Annotated in this window: 25 protein-coding genes; 1 reads left to right on the plus strand and 24 read right to left on the minus strand. The window is 43.4% G+C overall.

The genetic code is table 11. The features are described from left to right. Positions 1–17: 17 nt before the first annotated feature. The 14 genes from ACFQ0C_RS29035 to ACFQ0C_RS29100 form a co-directional block, all read right to left on the minus strand. On the minus strand, positions 18–641 hold the full coding sequence (locus tag ACFQ0C_RS29035; protein ID WP_258216064.1) for a redox-sensing transcriptional repressor Rex: 624 nt from the start codon (positions 639–641) through the stop codon (positions 18–20). Beyond that, positions 638–3487, minus strand: coding sequence for an ATP-dependent DNA helicase DinG (dinG, locus tag ACFQ0C_RS29040; protein WP_379371928.1), 2850 nt, complete (start codon positions 3485–3487; stop codon positions 638–640). The genes ACFQ0C_RS29035 and dinG overlap by 4 nt, the downstream gene beginning before the upstream one ends. 102 nt (positions 3488–3589) lie before the next feature. Then, on the minus strand, positions 3590–4222 hold the full coding sequence (locus tag ACFQ0C_RS29045; RefSeq protein ID WP_379371931.1) for a tetratricopeptide repeat protein: 633 nt from the start codon (positions 4220–4222) through the stop codon (positions 3590–3592). Positions 4223–4289: 67 nt separating this feature from the next. Further along, complete coding sequence (gene panD / locus ACFQ0C_RS29050) at positions 4290–4673, minus strand: aspartate 1-decarboxylase (RefSeq protein ID WP_379371933.1); 384 nt, start codon at positions 4671–4673, stop codon at positions 4290–4292. 46 nt (positions 4674–4719) lie between these two features. Further along, entirely contained in the window at positions 4720–5586 is an 867-nt protein-coding gene (gene panC, locus ACFQ0C_RS29055) for a pantoate--beta-alanine ligase (RefSeq protein ID WP_379371935.1), read from the minus strand. A gap of 12 nt (positions 5587–5598) precedes the next feature. Further along, positions 5599–6456 (minus strand): 3-methyl-2-oxobutanoate hydroxymethyltransferase, encoded by an 858-nt coding sequence (gene panB / locus ACFQ0C_RS29060; RefSeq protein ID WP_379371937.1) that lies wholly within the window; start codon positions 6454–6456, stop codon positions 5599–5601. Between the two features lie 271 nt (positions 6457–6727). After that, positions 6728–7717: a biotin--[acetyl-CoA-carboxylase] ligase gene (locus ACFQ0C_RS29065; RefSeq protein ID WP_379371939.1), complete on the minus strand. Its 990-nt coding sequence runs from the start codon at positions 7715–7717 to the stop codon at positions 6728–6730. Next, positions 7704–9005: a CCA tRNA nucleotidyltransferase gene (locus ACFQ0C_RS29070; protein ID WP_379371941.1), complete on the minus strand. Its 1302-nt coding sequence runs from the start codon at positions 9003–9005 to the stop codon at positions 7704–7706. Before ACFQ0C_RS29070 ends, ACFQ0C_RS29065 begins: the two co-directional genes overlap by 14 nt. Before the next feature lie 13 nt (positions 9006–9018). After that, positions 9019–10188, minus strand: a complete 1170-nt coding sequence (gene bshA, locus ACFQ0C_RS29075; RefSeq protein WP_379371943.1) for an N-acetyl-alpha-D-glucosaminyl L-malate synthase BshA — start codon at positions 10186–10188, stop codon at positions 9019–9021. A 103-nt stretch (positions 10189–10291) separates the two neighbouring features. Continuing rightward, positions 10292–10990 (minus strand): bacillithiol biosynthesis deacetylase BshB1, encoded by a 699-nt coding sequence (bshB1, locus tag ACFQ0C_RS29080; protein WP_379371945.1) that lies wholly within the window; start codon positions 10988–10990, stop codon positions 10292–10294. Beyond that, the gene (gene mgsA, locus ACFQ0C_RS29085) at positions 10987–11412 is read right to left on the minus strand and encodes a methylglyoxal synthase (protein WP_379371947.1); all 426 of its coding nucleotides are present in this window, start codon (positions 11410–11412) and stop codon (positions 10987–10989) included. The genes bshB1 and mgsA overlap by 4 nt, the downstream gene beginning before the upstream one ends. Before the next feature lie 84 nt (positions 11413–11496). Then, positions 11497–12300 (minus strand): 4-hydroxy-tetrahydrodipicolinate reductase, encoded by an 804-nt coding sequence (dapB, locus tag ACFQ0C_RS29090; RefSeq protein ID WP_379371949.1) that lies wholly within the window; start codon positions 12298–12300, stop codon positions 11497–11499. A gap of 59 nt (positions 12301–12359) precedes the next feature. Beyond that, positions 12360–12875, minus strand: coding sequence for a tetratricopeptide repeat protein (locus ACFQ0C_RS29095; RefSeq protein ID WP_258216052.1), 516 nt, complete (start codon positions 12873–12875; stop codon positions 12360–12362). 49 nt (positions 12876–12924) lie between these two features. Further along, entirely contained in the window at positions 12925–13260 is a 336-nt protein-coding gene (locus ACFQ0C_RS29100) for a nucleotide pyrophosphohydrolase (protein ID WP_258216051.1), read from the minus strand. A 222-nt stretch (positions 13261–13482) separates the two neighbouring features. On the opposite strand from ACFQ0C_RS29100, the gene ACFQ0C_RS29105 reads away from it, so the two are divergent. Beyond that, a complete protein-coding gene (locus tag ACFQ0C_RS29105; RefSeq protein WP_258216050.1) occupies positions 13483–14352 on the plus strand; it encodes a YitT family protein in 870 nt (289 codons plus the stop codon). A 38-nt stretch (positions 14353–14390) separates the two neighbouring features. On the opposite strand, the gene ACFQ0C_RS29110 is transcribed toward ACFQ0C_RS29105, so the two are convergent. The 10 genes from ACFQ0C_RS29110 to ACFQ0C_RS29155 form a co-directional block, all read right to left on the minus strand. Beyond that, a complete protein-coding gene (locus ACFQ0C_RS29110) occupies positions 14391–15260 on the minus strand; it encodes a sporulation protein YpjB (RefSeq protein WP_379371952.1) in 870 nt (289 codons plus the stop codon). Between the two features lie 54 nt (positions 15261–15314). After that, a complete protein-coding gene (locus tag ACFQ0C_RS29115) occupies positions 15315–15971 on the minus strand; it encodes a DUF1405 domain-containing protein (RefSeq protein WP_379372123.1) in 657 nt (218 codons plus the stop codon). Between the two features lie 229 nt (positions 15972–16200). Then, positions 16201–17082 carry a c-type cytochrome gene (locus ACFQ0C_RS29120; protein WP_379371954.1) on the minus strand — a complete coding sequence of 294 codons (882 nt, stop codon included), beginning with the start codon at positions 17080–17082 and terminating at the stop codon, positions 16201–16203. 25 nt (positions 17083–17107) lie between these two features. Beyond that, the gene (gene qcrB, locus ACFQ0C_RS29125) at positions 17108–17779 is read right to left on the minus strand and encodes a menaquinol-cytochrome c reductase cytochrome b subunit (protein ID WP_171655789.1); all 672 of its coding nucleotides are present in this window, start codon (positions 17777–17779) and stop codon (positions 17108–17110) included. A gap of 16 nt (positions 17780–17795) precedes the next feature. After that, positions 17796–18341: a QcrA and Rieske domain-containing protein gene (locus ACFQ0C_RS29130; RefSeq protein WP_308862251.1), complete on the minus strand. Its 546-nt coding sequence runs from the start codon at positions 18339–18341 to the stop codon at positions 17796–17798. A 284-nt stretch (positions 18342–18625) separates the two neighbouring features. Next, positions 18626–19066 carry a DUF2487 family protein gene (locus ACFQ0C_RS29135; protein ID WP_379371957.1) on the minus strand — a complete coding sequence of 147 codons (441 nt, stop codon included), beginning with the start codon at positions 19064–19066 and terminating at the stop codon, positions 18626–18628. Between the two features lie 156 nt (positions 19067–19222). Further along, on the minus strand, positions 19223–19414 hold the full coding sequence (locus tag ACFQ0C_RS29140; protein ID WP_258216046.1) for an IDEAL domain-containing protein: 192 nt from the start codon (positions 19412–19414) through the stop codon (positions 19223–19225). A 26-nt stretch (positions 19415–19440) separates the two neighbouring features. Then, positions 19441–19971, minus strand: a complete 531-nt coding sequence (locus tag ACFQ0C_RS29145; protein WP_258216045.1) for a gamma carbonic anhydrase family protein — start codon at positions 19969–19971, stop codon at positions 19441–19443. 51 nt (positions 19972–20022) lie between these two features. Continuing rightward, entirely contained in the window at positions 20023–21147 is a 1125-nt protein-coding gene (locus ACFQ0C_RS29150; RefSeq protein ID WP_379371959.1) for a hypothetical protein, read from the minus strand. A 150-nt stretch (positions 21148–21297) separates the two neighbouring features. Continuing rightward, complete coding sequence (locus tag ACFQ0C_RS29155; protein ID WP_379371961.1) at positions 21298–21876, minus strand: histidine phosphatase family protein; 579 nt, start codon at positions 21874–21876, stop codon at positions 21298–21300. Between the last annotated feature and the right edge of the window lie 13 nt (positions 21877–21889).

Genomic DNA, 21889 nt, shown 5'->3' on the forward strand with positions numbered 1-21889 from the left:
ATAATCCATACTGTTGACTATTCATCCAAATAATACGCCAAGCTTTGCAGCTCAGTAGTAAAATCAGCGTGATGCACGCGCACCTCACTCGGAACTTTTATAATAATCGGAGCAAAATTTAAAATAGCTTCTACTCCGCCTTCAACAAACTGGTTTGCAACATTCTGGGCTTCTGCTGCAGGCACTGTAATAATTCCAATCCGAATGTTCAAGCCTTGTATAGTTTCTTTAAGCTCCTTCATCGGCTTTACTTTCAAATGATTGATTGACTCCCCTACCTTGCTCTGAAGCTCATCAAAAATAGCGACAATTTTCATATTATCCTTAAGATAAGCATTATAATTGCAGAGCGCTCGGCCTAAATTCCCGGCACCAACCAATACAACTGGGATCACCTTGTCAATTTTAAGAATTTGGCGGATTTTCTCGATCAAATAATCTACATCATAACCAATGCCCTTTTTGCCAAATTCACCGAAATAGGCAAGGTCTTTGCGTATTTGCGCCGGATTTAAATCAAGCTTAATACCTAGATCCTGGGATGAAACAGTATGCACATTTTTCTTGCTCAGCTCGTTAAGGAAGCGCAAATAAATCGGCAGTCTGCGGACAACTGCTTCCGATATTTTTAATGTTTTCATATATCGCTTTCCCCCATCCACTGCTTGATTCTCGGAACTAATTGACTTGTAGGCATATGTTCTATTTTGGGACCTGGCAGAGAGTATAGAAAATACTTGCCATAGGTCGTATCAATTACCCTCGTATCGTATATGATAACTATGCCTCTGTCTTTCGCCGTTCTTACGAGACGGCCAAAACCTTGCTTAAAGCGAATAACCGCTTGAGGCACCGATAGCTTCATAAAGGGATTATGACCCAGCTTCTTCAAATTCTCAGTTTTCGCTTCAACAAGCGGATGGTTGGGAGGTTGAAAAGGCAAACGTACAATAGCCAGACAGCTCAATGCTTCCCCCGGAATATCCACTCCTTCCCAAAAGCTGCTAGTACCAAGTAAAATGCTCGCGGGACTGCTTTGAAAAAGCCTTGTCAGCTTGCTGCGATTACTGCTGTCTACTCCCTGCCCAAGCACTTGGATGCCAAATGGACTTAGCTTATCTTTCAATGCAGTATGTGCCAGCTTTAGCATCCTGTTTGAGGTGAACAGCACCAGCATACGTCCCTTCATTTCCAAAGCTACCTCAGCGAGAGACATACTCAGATGGTCCATAAATATTTTTTCGCCGTTATTGCCGCGTATGCTTGGAAAATCTCTTGGGATGGCGACAAGTGCCTGCTGCCGATAATTAAACGGGGATGGAAGCTGAACCGTCTTCAGCTTGCTCTCATCTTCTTTAGTTTCCAAGCCTAGCTGCTCACATGTATAATCAAATGATTTGCCAACCGACAAGGTTGCTGAAGTCAGAATGACACTATCTTTTATACCAAAGAAAGATTGCTGCAGCATGGAGCTTACATCAATAGGTACACTTACCAGCTGAAGCGACTTGCTTTTACCATTCCCCGCTTCAATCCAATACACATAATTATCGTCGGGCATGGTCATAAAAAAATGTAAATTATCACGGTGGCGGTACATTTCCTTGAGAGTTCCGTTTAAATCGGTTAATATCCCTTGAATGTCCAACTCATCTTGCATTTCTTTCATCTCATTAAACAGCTTTTCCAGCCTCTTTATAACTTCATTCATATGAATGAAAATATTATCCTCAAGCACCAGAAGTTTGTCCCAACCGTTGGGTGTTTCATCTTTTTTAACCCGGTACACTAGCTGGCCGGCTTCGGATTGCGAAGGGTCAGAGCGAGTTACTACCAGCTGATACAGCAGCTCAGCCAGCTCATCCCACTCTTCTTTAATTTGCAGCAGTTTAGGCGTTACTTCATCTATTGATTGACACCAGGTCTGTATTTGATCCTTCTCGTGCTTTTGCAGCTTTAAGCGAAGCAGCGGTAATTGACCGCTCCTGCTATCCTTAAACAACCACCAAAGGGTACTCAAGAAAGCTCCGTAATAAAGCTCTATACCCAGATGCTTGCTAGCAACTTCTTCAAAATGATGAGCTTCATCGATTACAAGATGCTTGTAGCTAGGCAGAAGCCTGTTCTCCGCTTTCATATCAGTAAATAACAAAGAGTGATTCGTAATAATGACGTCTGCTGTATTTGATTGATGCCTTGCACGATGGTAGAAGCATTTCTTAAACCAGGGACAAGCCCTGTTTAAACAAGAATCCGTATCACTTGCAACAGAATGCCAAAACTGCACACCTTTATTTCCAAAATGCAGCTCCTCATCGTCCCCATGCTTCGTTTCACTAAGCCATACCAGCATTTGTCCTGCTGACAGCCGATCATCTTTACCATTCTCAAAGTCCTGAACATTCATCTTCTGCTCAAATTTACGCAAGCATAAATAATGGCTTCTGCCTTTAAGCACTGCAGCCTGAAATCCTACAGGAAATAAATCCTCCAGAAGCGGAATATCTCTTTCACGAATCTGCTCCTGCAAGTTGATTGTATGGGTACTTACTATTATTTTCTTATCTTGTTTAAGGCCATAATATAAAGAAGGGATTAAATAACCAAGCGATTTACCGGTACCTGTTCCCGCTTCAATCATGAGATGCTGGCCCTGCTGGAAAGCAGCCTCTACTTCCTCGAGCATACGAACCTGAGCTTCACGATCCTCGTAAGACTCAAAGCGCTGCTTTAACGCTTGCTTCAGCTCATCGTAGAATAATGCAAAGGTGTCCGGCAATCCCTTAACATCCTGTTCACTACGAATTGGCTCATCCTCTCCCCAATCGTCAACATTGATAGCAAATTGCCGAAAATAGTGAGCAGTATCGGAATCAATGGTTGTGAACATTTCCTTATACGCTTTCATCTCTTGGATAAACCAGCCGAAGTCAGTCGTTACTTCATCAAAAATCAATGACAACCTCTGCAGCGTTAACAAAGGTAATGCTTGAAATTTCTGAAGACACTTAATCCAAATTAAGGCTGTTACTTCTGCGTCGCTGTCTGCTTGATGTGGACGTTCGTGCTCAATACCGAAGGCAAGGCACACCATACTAAGCTGTAAGCTCGATAATGACGGGTAGAGTACCTTCAGCGTGTCCATGGTGTCTAACACTTTGCCATCAAACGGAAAATAGCCTTCCTCGTCTAAAGCCCTCTGCAAAAAACCTAAATCAAAAGCAATGTTATGGCCGACGAGCACACAATCTTGAAGCAAAGGCACCATGTTTCCCATAACGCTATCAAGCTCTGGCGCATCTGCAACCATACTATCGTCAATTCCAGTCAATGCAGTTATAGAAGAAGGTATACCGATCCCGGGATTTACCAAGGAGGTATACCTGTCAATGATGTAATCATCCTGTATAATGACGAGGCCAACCTGAATAATGCGATCCGTAGACTGGCTCCCGGTCGTTTCAAAATCCAAAACCGCGAATTTCATTACCCTTATGTCAATCCCTTCATTCCCAATTTCTTTCTAAGCATACCAATACTCATGGGAAAAGGGAATAGTAAACTTACTGCTAGAATTTCTAAAAAACGACTAATTTCTTGCAGGATGCTGTAGAAAATACAGCTTTCCTTTTACTTCGGAGCATAAACCCATTTCCATTAGTGGCTCAACACTGGATGGATCCGAATGATGTGCCATGGCAAAATATTCGAATGCTTTATCCATATTCTGATATTGAATTTGAATACAGCCCATTGCGCTATAGGAAATAGCTCTCATACGATTATTTTCTGTTACTTGGGATAAGAAATGGAACTGATTGTAGCTTTCGGATATTTCTCCCTTTTGCAAGTAACTCATTGCCAAGTAGATCCTCGCTAATGTAAACTCCGGCTGCTTGTTAACAATTGCTTTAAACTCTCTAATTGCTTCTTCATACATCAAGAGCTTATAGAAGCCCTGACCTTTTAAAAAGGCATCTGAACGTTTCCCAGCCAATTCCGGATCCAATAAATCATTGACCGACACTGGCTGGTGCAATTGGTAAAAGGCTGCAAGCTTTTCTTCAAACAAAAGCCACTCTTCAATATACGTGTCGCTCATAGCCTTCAACGTGTGAAGCTTTTCTTGCAGCTCTTTTCTTTGGGAACCGGACGCAGCTGCGAACTGATCATTCACTTCGTCGAGCATTTCATTCATGGAGGCAAATAGTTGTTTGAACATAATGATTGCATCCCACCTTAACGTTGAGCATACTTTCATTTTTTGTTTCGGCGGCCTTTTTCATGCGTCACATGACGGTGGAATGAATTTCTTCTTTTAGAACACTTATAATTCGGTTGTTTTCGCCCATAATTGCTATTTGAGGTTGATGCTTTCTTGCGTCTTCATCCGTCATCATCGCATAAGATAAAATAATTACGGTATCTCCAACATGAACCATTCTGGCCGCCGCACCATTCAAACAAATAACTCCTGATCCACGGGGACCCGGGATAATGTAGGTTTCAAATCGGGCACCATTGTTATTATTGACAATCTGTACCTTCTCATTGGGCAGCATATCTAACAGCTCAATAAGCTCTTCATCGATGGTAATACTGCCAACATAATTGAGATTGGCTTCTGTTACAGTAGCGCGGTGAATTTTGGATTTAAGCATAGTTCTGAACATTAGAAGTCCTCCTTAAAGTTTTCATAAGAAAACTTTCTTCATTAATTTATACAAGACGAATAATAATATTGTCAATTAAACGTGTTTTTCCGAATTTTACCGCCAATGCTATAATAATTTGTTCAACATTTTTCAAGCTGCTAATCGTTTCTAATGATGGATAGGCTAGTATTTCCACATAATCAATAACAGCCAGCGGTGCTTGCAGTATAGACCTGGTGATCGTCTCATTAAGCAACGTTAAATCAATATTGGTACGCTGCTCACGAATCAAACCCTCCGCCATTTGTAATGATGCGGATAACACAAGTGCCTGTTTGCGTTCATCCGGCTGTAAATATACATTGCGAGAGCTCATAGCCAAGCCGTCGGACTCTCTAAGAATGGGACAAGGAATAATCTCCACGGGCATATTCAGATCATTCACCATCTGGGTAATGACTGCAATTTGCTGTGCATCCTTCAGACCAAAGTAGGCGGCATCCGGTTGAACAATATTAAACAATTTGGAAACAATCGTTGCCACTCCGTCAAAATGACCCGGACGCGATGCTCCACATAATCTTTCTGTTACTTGAGACACGGAGACGATTGTTCTGGTCTGTTGCGGGTACATTTCTTCAACCGATGGCAGAAATACGATATCCGTTCCCGCTGCCTTCGCAACGGCAAGATCCCCTTCCTCATTGCGAGGATAACGTTCAAAATCCTCGTTCGGACCAAATTGCAAAGGATTCACAAAAATACTCAATATAACCAAATCACATTGCGTGCGAGCAGCCTCAAGCAGACTGGCATGTCCTTTATGGAGAAATCCCATTGTTGGAACAAAACCGATTCTTATACCAGGCTGGTCCATTTTAGCCTGTTTAACTGCTGAGCGAAGTTCATGTATGGTATGGATCGTTTGCATAGTTCAGTCCTCCTATTTCTTAGCGCCACCATATAAAAAACCGGCAACCTCTTCCTCCATAAGGAATGAATGGTCAACTGACGGAAAGGTACGGCTCTTCACCTCATTGACATACTGCTTTAAGCCGTTTCGAATTAAACTGCCGGTATCCGCATACGTTTTGACGAACCGTTTTGGCGCCATTTCAGAACCGTAGCCAAGTGCATCATGAAAGACCAGAACCTGCCCATCACATCGTGGCCCTGCGCCAATTCCAATGGTTGGGATAGACAGCTGCTCGGTGATGTGCGCGGCAACCTGCTCGGTAACCAGCTCCAATACGATTGCGTAAGCCCCTGCCTGTTCTAATGCTTTTGCATCCTCAAGCAGCTGTTGAGCTTGCGCTGAGTTTTTGCCTTGAATTTTGTAACCGCCTATTTGATGAATGGATTGTGGAGTTAGCCCAAGATGACCCATTACCGGTATTCCCGCCATCGTACAGGCCTTTACGGCGTCGGTAATTTCCCGCCCCCCCTCCATCTTAATTGAATTAGCCAAACCCTCTTGCATAATACGCGCCGCGTTACGCAGCGTTTGATCGAGACTACCGTGATAAGTCATAAAAGGCATATCTGTAATGACGAATGTTGACTGTGCCGCCCTTACAACAGAGCGTGAATGGTAAATCATATCCTCTAACGTAACCGGAATAGTCGAGTCATAGCCAAGAACAACATTTCCCAAGGAATCACCGACTAATATGGCATCGACTCCCGCTTCCTCCGCTAACATGGCAGAAGGGTAATCATAAGCTGTAATAATGGAAATCGGATTTCCGGTTTCCTTCATTCTTTTTAACTTGCTAGTCGTAACGGCTTTTCTCTGTTCCATTCCTACACCAACCTTTCTAAATCCGTATTTGTAAGCTTAGTATGAACAAAAAAAACCTTTTAGCCCCAAGGAGCGAAAAGGTTCACATGTTAAAATAATCATATGATCCTTCTGTCTCGGTCCGTTAGGCTCAGAGCAGAATCCGACATACATACAAGCATAAATCTTATTAAGTTGTTGCAAGTCAGAACAATCAGTTAAACATAAGTTCCATTCGAGTGCAGCTCCTTACAGATACCGCCTCAGATGTAGCCTTATTATACCAAACTTTTCATTCTGATGATAGGGGGATAAATTCAATCGTTCCAGAATACCATTTCGTTAATGAACCATCCTCTAGCTGCACAATTAAAGCCCCAGTCTCATCCAGACTTACAGCAATTCCTTCCACTAGCCCTTGAGGTGATTGATTGCGAACCTTGCGGTTCAGAGATACGCTGAGTGCCTCCCACAGCAGTTTAACAGGTTCAAATCCCTTACTATGGTATAATTCGTAAAGTGTCTCCAGCTCCTCCAGAAACCGGCACAGCAGCTCTGTACGGTCCACTAGCTTTCCCGCCTCGATCTGTAAGGAGGTAGCGATAGCTTTAAGCTCTTCCGAATAATCATCCTCGCGTAAATTGGCGCTTATGCCTACTCCCACAATGACATACAGTGGCTTCTCGTCCTCAGCAATAGACTCTGACAGGATTCCGCTGATTTTCTTTCCATCAATCAACAAATCATTCGGCCACTTAATTCCAGCAGGAAGCGAAGTAACCTGCCGGATGGCGCGGCACAAAGCAACAGCTATCAATAAGGTTAGTTGAGGGGCAAACTGAAGAGGTATGCGGGGTTTCAGAATCATGCTCATCCAGATTCCCTTTCCTTTGGGTGAATGCCACTTACGTCCCATTCGCCCTCGTCCTTCAGTTTGCTGTTCAGCAATAACCAGAGTACCTTCAACCGCTCCTTGTTTTGCCAGCTCATGAGCCTTTGTCTGAGTGGAACCCAGCTGTTCGTAATAGTGGATATTTTGTCCGAACACTTCAGTCTTTAATTGCTTTTCAATGGAAGCTAGCTCCAGCTTATCCGGTTTCTCAACAAGACGATACCCTTTACGTGATACCGCTTCAAAAACATAACCAGCACTACGGAGCTTCTCGACATGCTTCCAAATCGCTGTTCGGCTGCATTGTAAAGTAGCGCTTAATTCTTCGCCTGATACAAAAGCTCCATCTTTTTCTTCAAAGAGCTGTACCAATTGTTCACTTATGTTCATATGTACCACTTTCCTGCTGAAGAACCTTCTCATAATAACGTTCAGCTTCAGCTAGCAATAAATCTCTCTCGTTAGTCAAACGTTGAAGCGCTGCTTCGCGAAGCAGATGGGCTAGTACTCTTGAAACCCAAGGACCTGCTGGTTTGGAAATATGAGCAAGCAGCTCCTTACCGCCTAATTCAAGATCTTCTAGGCTATGAACAGGCATGTCTTTCAACCAGTCTAATCCGCTTTTAATTAAGATTTCACTCCACTTAGCTTCTACTTCAAACCTTGCCAGCACCTCTGGAGCAGCTGTCACAATTTCATGCAATCCAACAACCGCCTGTTGCCCGTACGTTACCGCCGACAGCTTCCAGGCTTCCTGCAAAGCAGCTTCATCTGTTTTGTCAGTAAGCTGACGGCTCAAATGGTGCGCAACAGCTATGATCTGCCGCACCTGTTCCAATTGTTGCTTGGAAAAGGTCAGCTGCCTTAGCTCTAGCTCTGCTTCTGCCGCGCTAACCCCTATACACAAATATAGATAGGCCCATTTGTAAAGCGGCTCTTTGAGGCTGCTCCAGCCCCTGGCCAGCTTTACCTGCTTCAAATCTGCCAGCCTCAGAGTCTGTTTGAGATACTCCAGAAGCTGACTGTCCATAAGCAGTTGAACCGCATGAGCGGGAGCAGCACCATCAATCATACGCTCCAGCTCCATACGCACACGTTCCATGGCAATATGCTCTAAGAGCTGCGCTTGACTAAGTAGCGCAGCCCATGTTTGCTTCTCGATCTCAAGCCCATAATGTGCGGCGAAGCGAATGCAGCGAAGCATCCGCAAAGCATCCTCCTGGAATCTTTCATTCGCATCACCTACACAACGCAGCAGGTTATTCTTCATATCATCTACACCGTGAAAGGGATCAATCAACTGCCCGTCAACATCCAGAGCCATTGCGTTCATCGTAAAATCACGCCGTCGTAAATCCTCATACAAGCTGTCAATGAATTGGACCTCTGTGGGACGGCGAAAATCTTCATAGCCGGACTCAATACGGAATGTAGTTACTTCAAATAAGCTATCTTCCATCATCACCGATACGGTACCATGTTGAAGACCCGTTGGAATGGTTCGTTGAAATAATTGCTGTACCTGCTCCGGCTTGGCTGAGGTGGCGATATCGTAATCCTTTACCGGCCGGTTCAGATGCTTGTCACGCACACAACCGCCCACCATATAGGCTTCAAAGCCAGCATCAATCAGCTTTCCGATGATTTTTTTTGCTTTTCTTTCCAGGTCCTGCGTCATAACCATCACCTTTTTAACAATTCAATGGTTTTAATTTAAGTTCTTCCGGCAACGGAAGTCCAAGTACACGATAATAAATCTCTTCGTACTGGCGGGTAATAACATCATTACAGAATGTGAACCGGGCACGGTGCAAGCATGCCTCCGTCATTTTTTCATACAAGGCTTTATCCGTTAACAGCATTTTTGTATAATGAGCCATTTGATCCACATCGCCGATTTCCGCTAAAAAACCACTTTCCCCGTGAGTGATCAGCTCAGGAATACCGCCTGCATCAGAGGCTACTGTAGGAACCCCGCAAGCCATTGCTTCCAAAGCAACCAAACCAAAGCTTTCTTTCTCAGATGGCAGAAGCATTACATCAGATAAGGATAACAATTGAGCCACATCGTCCTGCTTACCGCAGAAGGTCACTCGATCGAGTAATCCCTTCTCCTTTACTTTGCAAAGCACCTTGGATAGCTCAGGTCCCTCTCCTACAAATAACAGTCTGGACGGAACATCCTTACTTACACGGTCAAAAATTTCGACCACATCCGTAACCCGTTTAACAGGTCGGAAATTGGAAATATGTATCAAAATTTTCTCGTCGGGATGGGCAAACTCCTTGCGCAGCGCCGTAACCTCGCGAGGATAGTAAACCCTTTTATCAACAAAATTGTAGGACAGATCGATCGGCTTATCTATGTCTAAAAGACTGCGAGTTTCATGGATTAAATCCTTCGAAACAGCTGTTACAGCATCACTTTGATTAATCGCAAACCGGATCAAATCACTTAAAGATTCATCCTGTGCGAGAACAGTAATGTCCGTACCATGCAGCGTAGTTACTACCTTCAGCCTATCGCCGACCATTTGCTTAGCTAAAATTGCACATACCGCATGAGGTATTGCGTAGTGTACATGAAGTAAGTCAAGTTCCTCCAGCTGAGCAACCTGAGCCAGCTTACTTGCAAGGGATAAATCGTAAGGAGGATATTTAAATACATAATAGTCGTTAACTTCAACTTCATGGTAGAAAATATTTTTATCGAATTTCCCTAACCGGAAGGGCATACTGTGCGTAATAAAATGAACCTCATGTCCTTTTTCAGCAAGCAGCTTGCCCAATTCCGTCGCTACAACGCCAGAACCGCCGAGTGTTGGATAACAGGTAATACCGATCTTTAATCGTTCTTTCATTGGGCTCCCTCCTAAGAGTGATTGCATCAGCAAAAGCTTACTCTGTGAGCTTTTGCTGAGCTTTCAAGTTAGTATATAGCTTATGCTATTTTTCAGTTATGAATTAAAATAGGTCAATCAAATAAGGAAGCTTGCTTACAAAACCTTCGGCGTATGGAAGCATATGCTTCTGACCAAGCATCCTATCCTTAGCTTCCACTCGTTCGAGATAGCCTTGGTTTAATGGAGTCCTTACAAAATCATTGGCTGCTCCCGCTGCTTCGAACTGGGTGCGGTATGCCTTCAATGCTTGCATCTTCACTTCATGCGTTCCAGTAATATCAACCAATAAATCGGATTCATAAATATCATTGATAAAATAAAAGTAAACTTGCTCTACTGTATGTGCTGCTGTCTCGGGTTCATAACGGCGGAGTTTAGAGTTAAACACCGCTTCTTGAACGAGCTTGCTGCATGCGATATGATCGGGATGCCGATCCTCCCAATAAGGCGCAAATACAATTCGAGGCTTATGCTTGCGAATCTCCAAGGTTATCTCTTTAACGGATTCCGGACTCATCCATAGCCCACGATCAGGTAAACCGAGATTCGAACGCGCAGATAATCCTAATATTTGAGAAGCGAGAGCCGCCTCTTGCTGACGGATCTCAACTGTACCGTTAGAGGACATTTCAGCATGGGTCAGATCGCATATTCCTACGCGTTGACCGGCAGATGAATGCTTGTAAATAGTCCCCCCCATTCCGATTTCCGCATCGTCCGGATGCGCTCCGAAAACAAGAATATCCAGCTGCTCGCTCATTCCATTTCACCTTGCTTATATTTATGTACAAGTTCCCGCCAAGCAAAATCTCCACGATCCAGTGCTTTCACCAAAATCTCAGCTGTAGCAATATTCGTTGCCACAGGAATCCCCTGCACATCGCATAAACGAAGCAAGGCAATGATATCCGGCTCATGAGGCTGTGCCATTAATGGATCACGCAAAAAGATGATTAAATCCAGCTCATTGATCGCTACCATGGCACCAATTTGCTGGTCTCCTCCAAGTGGTCCTGACATATATCGGTGAACCTGAAGCTCTGTGCTATCCATAATTCGAGTACCTGTAGTGCCCGTTGCATACAATTGGTGATGCTTAAATACCTGCTCATAGGCAGTCACGAAATTAACCATTTCTTCTTTTTTACGATCATGTGCGATTAATGCAATTTTCATGGACATCCCTCTTAAGCTCCTTTATAATTCTTACCCGATAAGTACATAGAGCAAAAAGCCTTTTTAGGCTAGTCCTCATGTTTATATAAATTAGTCAATAAAATGCTCGAATCCGTACACAATTCCGGTTAGCTCCATAACCTTCTTCACAGCAACATTAACACCTGGCATATAACCTGCCCGGTCATAGGAATCATGGCGTATTTTTAAAGTTTGACCAAATGCTCCAAATATAACTTCCTGCTGAGCAAAAACTCCCGGCAATCGTACACTATGTATTCTAAATCCATTGTATAATCCGCCGCGCGAACCTTCAATCGTTTCTTCTTCCCGAGGGTTGCCCTGACGTAACTCCTGGCGATTCTGAGCTATTAATTCCGCTGTCTTGATCGCTGTTCCCGATGGCGCGTCCAGCTTTTGATCACCATGGTATTCTATGATCTCAAGGTTAGGTAAATATTTGGCGGCTTGTGCAGCAAACTTCATCATTAAAATAGCACCTATGGAGAAATTCGGAGCAATGATGCCGCCTATGCCTTGCTCCTTACATTGTTTATCGAAGTTTTCAAGATCCTCGGGCGTAAACCCCGTCGTCCCGATAACAGGACGTACTTTATGCTTAATAGCTAATGCCGTATTAGCAACAACGGATTGAGGAGTTGTGAAATCAACCAGCACATCCGGTCTGGCTTCTACCAGTGCTAGCTCCAGATCCGTACTGAGCATAACGCCGCATGCGTCCAGCCCAACAAGTCGTCCGGCATCCACCTCCAGCTCAGATGAACGGTTTACAGCTGCAACCAGCTGCAAATCAGCGTCCTCCAGCACCATTTTCACTACTTCCCGACCCATACGGCCGCTTGCTCCTGCTACTGCTACTCGAATCTGACTCATATCCATTCCGTTCCCTTCGTCTAGAAATCTGCTAATAACAAGTGATAATAATTATTTGATCAGGATTTCATATATTGTTTCAGCATTAATTGATATTCGGCCAATAATTGATTCCCAATTTCGTGTTGTGGATCTAATACCAGCAGTTCTTTTATTGCCCGAATGGCTTGACTATACTCCTTCAGCCGAGAGTAAGCAAGACCTAACAGCAAGAAAGCTTCAGAAGATAATGAATCCAGCTTTATTGCTTCCTGGAGCAATGTTACAGCCATCCATATCCGCTGTTCAGGCTCATCAAAATAATATTGCGCCTGCAAGATCAATTCTTTAGCACGCAGATGCTGGATATGGAATCGATAATGCTCCTCAAACGGCTCCAGCCTAACTGCTTCCTTGGCATGCTCAATGGCTTTACCCAGCTTATTGCTTCTAGCATATGTGATTGAAAGCTTGTAATGGAAGGCAGCATTGTCAGGGGCTATTGCAATGGCTTGCTCGAACCATTCTATGGCCTGTTCAAAATCATGCATTAAAATCGATTCGTATGCCTTCTTAATTTGCTCTTCTCCGTCCATCTGCCCATCCTCCCTCTAAAAAAGGTGATGGTATAGCATATGAATTTTATTAGCTATCGGTGTTAATTTTAGTCCATCGGTCGGCATCGCGTGTTTGGAATTTATGCATTATCTTATCATGCGCCTCTGTCAAATCAATACCCAAAGAGTTCGCAAAACAGATCGTAATAAACAAAATATCCCCTAGCTCCAGCTCAATAGAGTTGTCTGCTTCAGTCGCTTTTTTTGGTTTCTCGCCAAATTGGTGATTAACCTCTCTTGCTAATTCTCCAACTTCTTCGGACATACGGGCAAGCATTGAGAGTGGGCTAAAATAGCCTTCTTTAAACTGTGAAATATATTGATCCACTTCTTTTTGCAGCTCTTGCAATGAACGTTCTGCCATATTCGAATATCTCACCAACCTTTATCCTTGTTCAACCTGATCCTCATTGGCCGCTAACGGCAAATAAGGTTGTCAGTATCCATGTTATCGCAAACATCTATGGATGACAAATTTATTTTGTGCGTGTGATAGGCATACTAAATAACAAGTTCCGTATGGCAATTTCTGAAGTTTCAAAGTTTGCGGTACGAAAAAACATTTACTGCGGAGGCTGAACATCCTATGTCAACCAAGCACTCGGTGGAAAGACTCCATGCTTTACTTCCTATCTTGCTCGGCACCGCCATCTACGCTTTCGGATTGCATTACTTCGTCATCTCAAATGAATTGATGGAGGGTGGAATAACCGGGATCGCTCTTCTTTTAAACTACATCTTCCAATTTCCTCCTTCAATATCGACATTGGTTATCAACGTTCCCTTGTTTGCTATAGGGTGGAAGTTTCTGGGCAAGGAAGCGATGTATTATTCTATTGTTGGTACTGTTTCTCTCTCATTTTTTCTGTGGATCATGGAATGGTTGATTCAGCATAGCTGGATTGTACCCTTTAGAACAGAGCATGATTACTTTCTGGCTACCGCTTACGCAGGACTTACATTAGGAATCGGTTTAGGGCTCGTTTTTCGCTACGGAGGGACAACCGGGGGATCGGATATTATAGCTCGAATCGGACAAAAGTGGAAGGGCTGGAGTATGGGTCAGGTCATCTTATTGTTCGATGGCCTCGTTATTGGGACTGCATTTTTTTTTATTCCTAAAGAAAAAATATTGTATACCCTTGTTGCAGTATTTATTACTACCAAAGTAATCGATATTATTATTGAAGGTGCCTATGCCGCACGCTCATTTACCATCATTACCGATCATGCCGAAGAACTCGTCACCATGATTTCTGAACAAACCGACAGAGGAGCAACTATCATCCCTGCAATCGGCGGTTATTCGAAGCAAAATAAAAATGTAGTGTATTGTGTTGTGTATCGCCAAGAAATGAAAAGGCTCAAAGACTTAACCCGTTCCATCGATCCCCATGCGTTTATTATAATAAACGAGGTCCACGATGTTTTGGGCGAAGGCTTTAAGCCGGAATAATTAATAAAACTTTGTTTGAAATGCAATGCAACCTCTGCCTAATCTGCATCCTGTTTGCGGACTGGTATAACCCCATTATCCTTTTTAGCCAGACGCCAGCCTGCAAAGGCCAAAGCTGCGATAATAAAGGAACCTATTGCCAACGTCCACAAGATCGGATTTTGCTGATCAATCACGGGTAAATAGGCTGTTGCTGCTTTTTTCATAAACAACTTGTCCACATGCTGACGCAAGGTTGGCAATATATTAGTGATCTGTTTGTAGTTATCCTGCTCTTGACGAGCTTGACCCGAAACAAAGCCGACGAGAGAATCCAGCTTCTCTACATCTGCCACTTCACGACTAATCAGTAAGCTTGGATGAATGACAGAGATATGCTGTTCGAATTGCAGCACGCTCTTCTGTACCCCCGCTTTTCGCTGCTCCTTGGCCGCTTGTTCCAATTGGTCCATGTCTTCTTGAAGCAATTTGTAATACTGAAGCCACATTGGCTGTGTTGCATGAGTTAGCGCATCTGTCGCCAAACGAATTTTGGCAGCTGTAACTTGACCTTCTTCAGGAGAAAATTTTACCGAGCTAAAAACTTTATTAGCTTGTGTAACTGTTTGTGTTAAAGCGTTCAGTCCTTCAATTGAGGTTATACCCTCATAGCTGATTTGTGGAATCTGATCGCCCAACTGCTGAAGAACTGCTCGTCCACCTGCAAAATCGCCCTGCATCACCTTGTTGTACATATCATCTGCTGTTTGATTCAATAGCCCCACTCTTTGCAGCTGCTCCTGCGTTGGCTTTGGTACTGCCGCTTCACGTGAGCCTTTGCTTGTACTTTGACAGCCTGCAAGCAGCCCAACCCCAAGCAGAACTGCCAAAATGAAGCCAACCTCTTTCCATTGGCTAAAATACCACATCGGACATCCCTCCTACCATCATCGTATGGGGGGATGTCCACATTTAGACCAGTTTTAAGGCTGTCGTTTTTCCAAAATCAAACGTATTTTCATCATCACATATGCCACAATTACACTTACAAAGCTCAGCTCTACTGTAAATGTGGCCACAGCATTCAAATCGTCTTCTAACGACTCAGGCAGCCAAGGGTAAACTCCATAGCCATAGTCCATGTAATCGTTCAGAAATGCCCAAATGGCAACAAGAAATATGGACAGCGGGCGATAAGTATATAATCTCAAATATAAAAGTGCTTCAGCAGCCATACCCAGATGGGAGATAGTAAGCATCCAATCTTGCCAGCTAACCGAATCCCCTTGATAAACCCCTGCCCAAATCATGCTCACAGCCCATATCCCATACTTGAAGGAAGTGATTACGGCGAAAGCTTCGACTATTCCCCGAATCCATTTATATCGGGGTTCTGTACCCCTCAACAGATATGAATCCATAAGCAAAAAACCTATAGCCGCTGTAAAGAATAGACTTGCAGTCGGACTATCCGGTACGAAGGGAAGAAATATAGCTGACATTGTTTCCGCTGTATAAGTCAGCTGCTTCCAATACCATTGATATCCGTATATCGTGCCAAGCAAATTGATCCAGAATAAACTCCAAAGCATGAAGCGGCTTGATAAAAACGCCTTTGAGAAATAAGTCTTTATAGACATGCTCAACAAAAGAGGTTCCTCCCGTATGACTTCTACTGGTTGAAAGCTTCAAAGCAAAAATTGTAAAAGAAAAGCTTCAATTCAAAGCCCGCACGATGAAGCGATGAAGATACATTCGTCTCTTAGCGGTGGCTTTTCTTGCAATATCAGACTTGTTCAGCACGGCTGAAAACTTATAAAGAATGATATTATAAAAAAACCTGACCGATCGTACGGTCAGGTCCATGAATTATTGTGCTTTTTGCTTTCCTAACCATTCAGCCAGCTTATTGATGTCTGCATCGGTTAATCCCTTAGCAATGTTCGCATCATACTGCGTGCCCATATTGCCTTGGCCTTTTTTGATGATGCCCATAATCTCATCTTTACTGTGCTTGTCGCCGACACCCCGTAAAGCTGGGATACCGGAAGATGGCATACCTTTTAACTCGCCGCCATGGCATTGAAGACAAGTTGATTTTTTGTAGATCTCAGCAGCTGGATCATCAGCAGCAACAATTGCTGCAGCTGCAGCAGGCTTCTTGGCTGCACCGCCGCCGCTTTCGCCTTTTCCAGCATGCATTTCTTGCTCGCGTTTAATATGTTCAGGAATAATGTTCTTATCTTTCAATTCATGCTGATAGTGGGACCAGGATACTACCGTCAGGTACGTAACGGCCACTAAGCTTAAGAGCATCAAAGCTGTTGTAATAGGACGTTTGTAAAAACGTCTTTCCTTACCTGTATCGAGGAATGGTGCGAGCATCAATCCACCGAATAAAATACCTGGAACGATAACCGTACCGAATACAACGAATTTATCAGAAGCATAAGGATATTTAAGCAACTGGTACATAAATAAGAAGTACCAGTCAGGCATTGGAATAAACGCTGTATTAGTCGGATCAGCCGGATAGCCAAGCGGAGCAGCTTCGGACATAACCAATACCAATATACCAACTAGACAAACAACAGCAACCATCCACTCTTTTAAAAGAAAGTTAGGTATAAATACTTCCGACTTTCCGGGATAGGCTGAAAAATCCGGTTGAGGCAAACGTGAGGTTTTAGCACGTACGCGGGTATCCCCAACATAAACAATTTTCTCATCAGGCTTATGACCATGTGCCACTATTGATGCACCTCCTTGCTTTCTTTTATAGCGGTCCAGAAATCCCTTGTTTACGAATCATAAAGAAGTGTCCTGCCAACAGGGCAAGCAATGCGCCTGGCAAAAAGAACACGTGCAATGCAAAGAATCTTGTAAGGGTCTGAGCACCTACAACTTCTCCACCTTGAAGGAAAGTCTTAATGTAATCACCCGCATAAGGAACCGAAGCGGCAATTTTGATACCAACTTGCGTTGCGAAATAAGCTTTGTTATCCCAAGGAAGCAGGTAACCTGTGAAGCCTAGTCCCAACATAACAAAGAAAATCAAAACACCAACAACCCAGTTCATTTCACGAGGTGCCTTGTAAGAACCCGTAAAGAACACGCGCAGTGTATGTAAGAACATCATAACGATAACCAAACTCGCTCCCCAGTGATGCATACCGCGCACGATGACGCCAAACGCCACCTTATGCTGAAGGTAGTCAACACTTGCATAAGCATTGATAATGTCCGGAACGTAGTACATTGTCAAAAACATACCGGAGAGAATTTGAATAACCGTAATAAAAAACGTCAATCCGCCGAAACAATAAACAAAAGCGGAAAAATGGTGGGCAGGATTCACGTGTTCAGGAACCTCGTGATCGGCCACATCTCTCCACATTGGCGTGATATCTAGACGTTCATCAATCCAGTTATACATGTTTTTAAACATCAGATTTTACGCCTCCTTATACCCTCTTGTTCGGACCAAGCTGTCCTACGTACACAAATCCGTTTTCTACTTTAAGGTCGTACTGATCCAAAGGCAATGGCGCTACAGCAAGGTTTTTTCCGTCTGCCGTATAATGTGCACCATGACAAGGACAATAGTACTGGTCTTTGTACTCCGGATTTGAATTCCAGTTTACTGTACATCCAAGATGCTTACAGGTTGGATTCAAGGCGAATAAATTGCCTGCCTTATCCTTGGAAATCCAAGCTTCCAGTTCAGGATCACTCTCATACCAGCCGTCTACTTGATGCACTTTAAATTTGAAAGAAGTCGGTACTTCCGTAACCTTCGAAGCCTCGACCACTTTTACCCAAGCCGCTTGCGATTTCGGTTGAAGGACCGGATCAATAGCAAAGCGAAGCATAGGAACAATCATTCCAGCGCCCATGAATGCTCCTGCTCCCCCTAGGGTATAAGAAAGAAACTGTCTGCGGGACATCTCGCGACGTTTAACAGGCTTTTCCCCTTGATGCTGCGCATCATGATTATTGTGCTCACTCATTCTCGTTCTACCCCCTTTTGCAACATATATCACGTCGTTCGACATAACTTTACAACACATACTAGGACATTACTAATAATAGCTTACGAGTTAGGGTGCGTCAAGAATATAGCCTTCTCTTTAAAGGCTTCAAAGCTTGTCCCAACCGTAACTTTTAACGAAATTGTCACATATGCCTCTTCGGATTAATTAGTTTGTCCTGTACATAGAATTAGCAAATATGCCACTGAACATACACACATCACAAACTATCCCTTTATCAGCTCTTAGACACACATTCTGTATCAACTGTCAATCTTATTTGACCATAATTGCTGAAGCTTATTAGAGATTTGTTCCTTAACACTATGCTGTGAATCATTTAGCTTCTCTTTTGGGAGGGTAAAGAACAGATCAGCTTGCGCATTCATAAATAACGGTTCAAATTCCGATTTTGCGCTAATGATCACAATATATTTAAATCCATTTTCCCTTAAATTTTTACACACAAGCCTTAGCATAGTTCCCGTTTCTTCACCTAATACAAAATGATAGGCAGGATAAGTTAAAACCCTTCCCTTGTAAGGTATTTCAAAGCAATCCAAAGCGTCCCTTAGCTCTTCAAGCGCCTGTACAGCCTCCCAAGGCTGCTCCGCCCCAGTTAACCCGGTAACTGGCAATAAACATGTATCCACGTAAGGACGCAGTTCCTCCCAACTATTTTGGGAAACATCACTAAACTTCATTTTATCCTCCTTATAGTTCCGCTGTAGCGAAACTTCCTTCATAAGCATATTCTTAGTAGTTTGCTACAAACACTTTAACACATAAAAAAAGACATATGAACCAGCTTCATATGCCTTTCATTAAAATGTCACAACCTAAGGCCCAAGAGCATCCAGTTATTTTCCATGAGCGTAGAGCGATTTCAGTTCTGTGGTGAGGGCTAGAAAAGTGACTTCATCTCCCTTGGCCAAAGCCAAATCAATCTCTTTGTACAAATACTGCTCCTTATGTTTGCGTATAGATTCATCAAGCACCATTTCGGCAAACAAGCTCAGCATCATATCATTGGAAACATTCATTTTGCCCATAGAATCTACCTCCAGCTGGGTCGTGCTCAAAATAGTTTATTGCCAGGGTTCACTTGATGCCGGTATTCGCTGCCTTTTACACAATAGCTTTCCATAGTACGCTGCATTCGTTGCAAGTCGGCTTCAATCAATTCGCGTATAACCTTTGCAGGAGAACCCAGTGAAAGAGTATGGGAAGGAAGCTGCTTATTCTCCGTAACGAGAGACCCTGCCCCTACTAAAGCATATTCACCAATATCTGCTCCGTTAAGTACAATAGCCCCCATACCGATTAATGTGCCTTTACCTATACGGCATCCATGGATTATAGCACCATGTCCAACCGATACTTCCTCCCCTACAATAAGAGGTTGATCCAAATTTACATGTCCGATACAGCCATCCTGGATATTACTTCTTCGCCCAATACGAATTGGAGCCAAGTCGCCGCGAAGTACTGTGTTATACCATATACTCGCTTCCTCTTCAATAATTACATCTCCGATGATTTGAACACCTGGCGCAATAAAAACAGTGGGATGTATTTGCGGCATTACTCCGTTATAGCTGTGCAGCATTAGGTTCTCACTCCTATTTCATTAGTTGGTGGAGTGATTTTAGCAATCCTATTAACGATTGTCAAATGGCAATACAATAAGATCTTCCTCTGGTACATAGATCCCCTGAATAATACGTCCGCCTATTTTAGTTAACTGCACGACGGTACCTTTATCCTCATGCTGTCCAATGCGGATTAACCCCAAATGCATCATCATTTGCAATATCCGCTGTTCAATAATGGAATCAGGGTTATCGTAATAAAAGGGACGGATCAATGGGACCAGCGCTGCTTTGACAGATTCGACCGTAGCCCATGTTTTCGTGAGCTTTTCCACCCATTGAGCTAGAGACTGAAGATTCGGAATGGCTCCTTTATACAACCTTAACCAGAAGCGGTACACTTGAAGCAGATCTTCCTTATGTGAATTGGCAATCCTGTCTCTTCCCTTCTCACTCAATGCCAGAACTTGATTATGCTCTGTAATGAGCTCTTGAAAGTAACAGTAATCATAAATAAACGAAAAGCGGTTTGGATATTCCTTAAACATACGTCCATAGCCAAAACGCCACGCTGTCTTGCCAACCAGCTCTTCTTTTACGGAGAGTCGGTCCAGAACCTGCTGCAAATATCGCTTATACATGAAGTTTTCTGCCGTCAATACCGTCTCCTGCTGCCCAACAAAGTGAAGAAAGTGATAGATGTCTTCAATAATCAGCTTTTGCTCGTCCCGATATACGCTGGGTTCATCCGATAAATCAAGCTGTTGCTGCAGCTGCTTGCCTAAAGCATCACCAAACCTTTTCTTTAAATCGGCAGGCACCTGGAACAAATATCGGGTATCCCGCGAATATCCGTTAAATAACCACCCCCGCTGTTTGAAACGGGTAATCATATCTCTCGGATTCCAGCCATCATCCTCTTCTTTAACGAACCGGCTTTGTTGAACACGAGCGATAAGCTCTTCCAGACTGAATGAACCTCTTTTATCAAATATAAGAGAGTTCAAAAAACGAATGTCTTCTATTGATAGTTCAATGACCTGCCGCTCAAACACCTCTCTGCGAGTTACTGTAGATAGGATTGATTGGATCAGCTCATTTTTGGAGTGGCCGTTGCATTCACAATTGTACGTTGTGGCAATTCGGCCCAAGTCGTGAATATCCGCATAGCTCAACATATCCGCTAAATTCATGGCACTATACCTCCCGTACACGCTTAGTACCATTATTGGAAGTTGTGCTGAATTTAAACACAGTTCGCAAAACTTTTCTAAAAAAGAGAAAGCTTCGCTTACCCTGAATCGCAAAAAAAGCCCCTCTGGGCTTTTCCTTAACTTATACAATTACAGATCGTTCAAATGAGCCGTACAATTTAACAACAAACAATTCCACATGGATATATCGCGCTTAATCACAGTCAAGGAGGTATTACTTAAATGCGATTCAACCGGTTTCCCCATTAAATGTTCTAGTACAGGGGCAATGTAACCGCCATGACTAACAATCAGCACTTTCTTGCCTCGATGCTCCGCTTCAAGATCTTGCAAAAAGGAGAACCACCTTGCGAGTAAATCTTCATCGCTTTCCATACCAAGATCAAGCTCTCTCCAGCCTTCACCCCAGCGATTTAGCCTGTCATCCAGCGTCGTACCTTCCAATTGACCGAAATGTCGTTCTCTTAATCTGGAATCCAATCCCCATATAGGAGTACCTGTCTTGTCTGAAATAGTTTGCGCCGTTTGTTTAGCTCGAATTAAATCACTGGACATAATTCCGTCCCATGTCTCCGATTTTAATCGTTCACCCAGCCGCTCGGCTTGCAGCCGTCCAACCTCTGCTAAATCCGTGTCCATTTGCCCCTGCATTCGGCCAACCAAATTCCATTCTGTTGTACCATGCCGTATTAATCCTATAGTAATCATGAAGTCTGCGCTC

It is taken from the genome of Paenibacillus sp. GCM10027630, from assembly GCF_042676305.1.
In the GTDB taxonomy this organism is placed as follows: Bacteria; Bacillota; Bacilli; order Paenibacillales; family NBRC-103111; genus Paenibacillus_S.

What these genes read in the sequence shown, in the direction of transcription:
- ACFQ0C_RS29035 (WP_258216064.1), bottom strand. Translation starts at nt 641, where the DNA reads ATGAAAACATTAAAAATATCGGAAGCAGTTGTCCGCAGACTGCCGATT.
- dinG (WP_379371928.1), bottom strand. Translation starts at nt 3,487, where the DNA reads ATGAAATTCGCGGTTTTGGATTTTGAAACGACCGGGAGCCAGTCTACG.
- ACFQ0C_RS29045 (WP_379371931.1), bottom strand. Translation starts at nt 4,222, where the DNA reads ATGTTCAAACAACTATTTGCCTCCATGAATGAAATGCTCGACGAAGTG.
- panD (WP_379371933.1), bottom strand. Translation starts at nt 4,673, where the DNA reads ATGTTCAGAACTATGCTTAAATCCAAAATTCACCGCGCTACTGTAACA.
- panC (WP_379371935.1), bottom strand. Translation starts at nt 5,586, where the DNA reads ATGCAAACGATCCATACCATACATGAACTTCGCTCAGCAGTTAAACAG.
- panB (WP_379371937.1), bottom strand. Translation starts at nt 6,456, where the DNA reads ATGGAACAGAGAAAAGCCGTTACGACTAGCAAGTTAAAAAGAATGAAG.
- ACFQ0C_RS29065 (WP_379371939.1), bottom strand. Translation starts at nt 7,717, where the DNA reads ATGAACATAAGTGAACAATTGGTACAGCTCTTTGAAGAAAAAGATGGA.
- ACFQ0C_RS29070 (WP_379371941.1), bottom strand. Translation starts at nt 9,005, where the DNA reads ATGACGCAGGACCTGGAAAGAAAAGCAAAAAAAATCATCGGAAAGCTG.
- bshA (WP_379371943.1), bottom strand. Translation starts at nt 10,188, where the DNA reads ATGAAAGAACGATTAAAGATCGGTATTACCTGTTATCCAACACTCGGC.
- bshB1 (WP_379371945.1), bottom strand. Translation starts at nt 10,990, where the DNA reads ATGAGCGAGCAGCTGGATATTCTTGTTTTCGGAGCGCATCCGGACGAT.
- mgsA (WP_379371947.1), bottom strand. Translation starts at nt 11,412, where the DNA reads ATGTCCATGAAAATTGCATTAATCGCACATGATCGTAAAAAAGAAGAA.
- dapB (WP_379371949.1), bottom strand. Translation starts at nt 12,300, where the DNA reads ATGAGTCAGATTCGAGTAGCAGTAGCAGGAGCAAGCGGCCGTATGGGT.
- ACFQ0C_RS29095 (WP_258216052.1), bottom strand. Translation starts at nt 12,875, where the DNA reads ATGGACGGAGAAGAGCAAATTAAGAAGGCATACGAATCGATTTTAATG.
- ACFQ0C_RS29100 (WP_258216051.1), bottom strand. Translation starts at nt 13,260, where the DNA reads ATGGCAGAACGTTCATTGCAAGAGCTGCAAAAAGAAGTGGATCAATAT.
- ACFQ0C_RS29105 (WP_258216050.1), top strand. Translation starts at nt 13,483, where the DNA reads ATGTCAACCAAGCACTCGGTGGAAAGACTCCATGCTTTACTTCCTATC.
- ACFQ0C_RS29110 (WP_379371952.1), bottom strand. Translation starts at nt 15,260, where the DNA reads ATGTGGTATTTTAGCCAATGGAAAGAGGTTGGCTTCATTTTGGCAGTT.
- ACFQ0C_RS29115 (WP_379372123.1), bottom strand. Translation starts at nt 15,971, where the DNA reads ATGTCTATAAAGACTTATTTCTCAAAGGCGTTTTTATCAAGCCGCTTC.
- qcrB (WP_171655789.1), bottom strand. Translation starts at nt 17,779, where the DNA reads ATGTTTAAAAACATGTATAACTGGATTGATGAACGTCTAGATATCACG.
- ACFQ0C_RS29130 (WP_308862251.1), bottom strand. Translation starts at nt 18,341, where the DNA reads ATGAGTGAGCACAATAATCATGATGCGCAGCATCAAGGGGAAAAGCCT.
- ACFQ0C_RS29135 (WP_379371957.1), bottom strand. Translation starts at nt 19,066, where the DNA reads ATGAAGTTTAGTGATGTTTCCCAAAATAGTTGGGAGGAACTGCGTCCT.
- ACFQ0C_RS29140 (WP_258216046.1), bottom strand. Translation starts at nt 19,414, where the DNA reads ATGGGCAAAATGAATGTTTCCAATGATATGATGCTGAGCTTGTTTGCC.
- ACFQ0C_RS29145 (WP_258216045.1), bottom strand. Translation starts at nt 19,971, where the DNA reads ATGCTGCACAGCTATAACGGAGTAATGCCGCAAATACATCCCACTGTT.
- ACFQ0C_RS29150 (WP_379371959.1), bottom strand. Translation starts at nt 21,147, where the DNA reads ATGAATTTAGCGGATATGTTGAGCTATGCGGATATTCACGACTTGGGC.
- ACFQ0C_RS29155 (WP_379371961.1), bottom strand. Translation starts at nt 21,876, where the DNA reads ATGATTACTATAGGATTAATACGGCATGGTACAACAGAATGGAATTTG.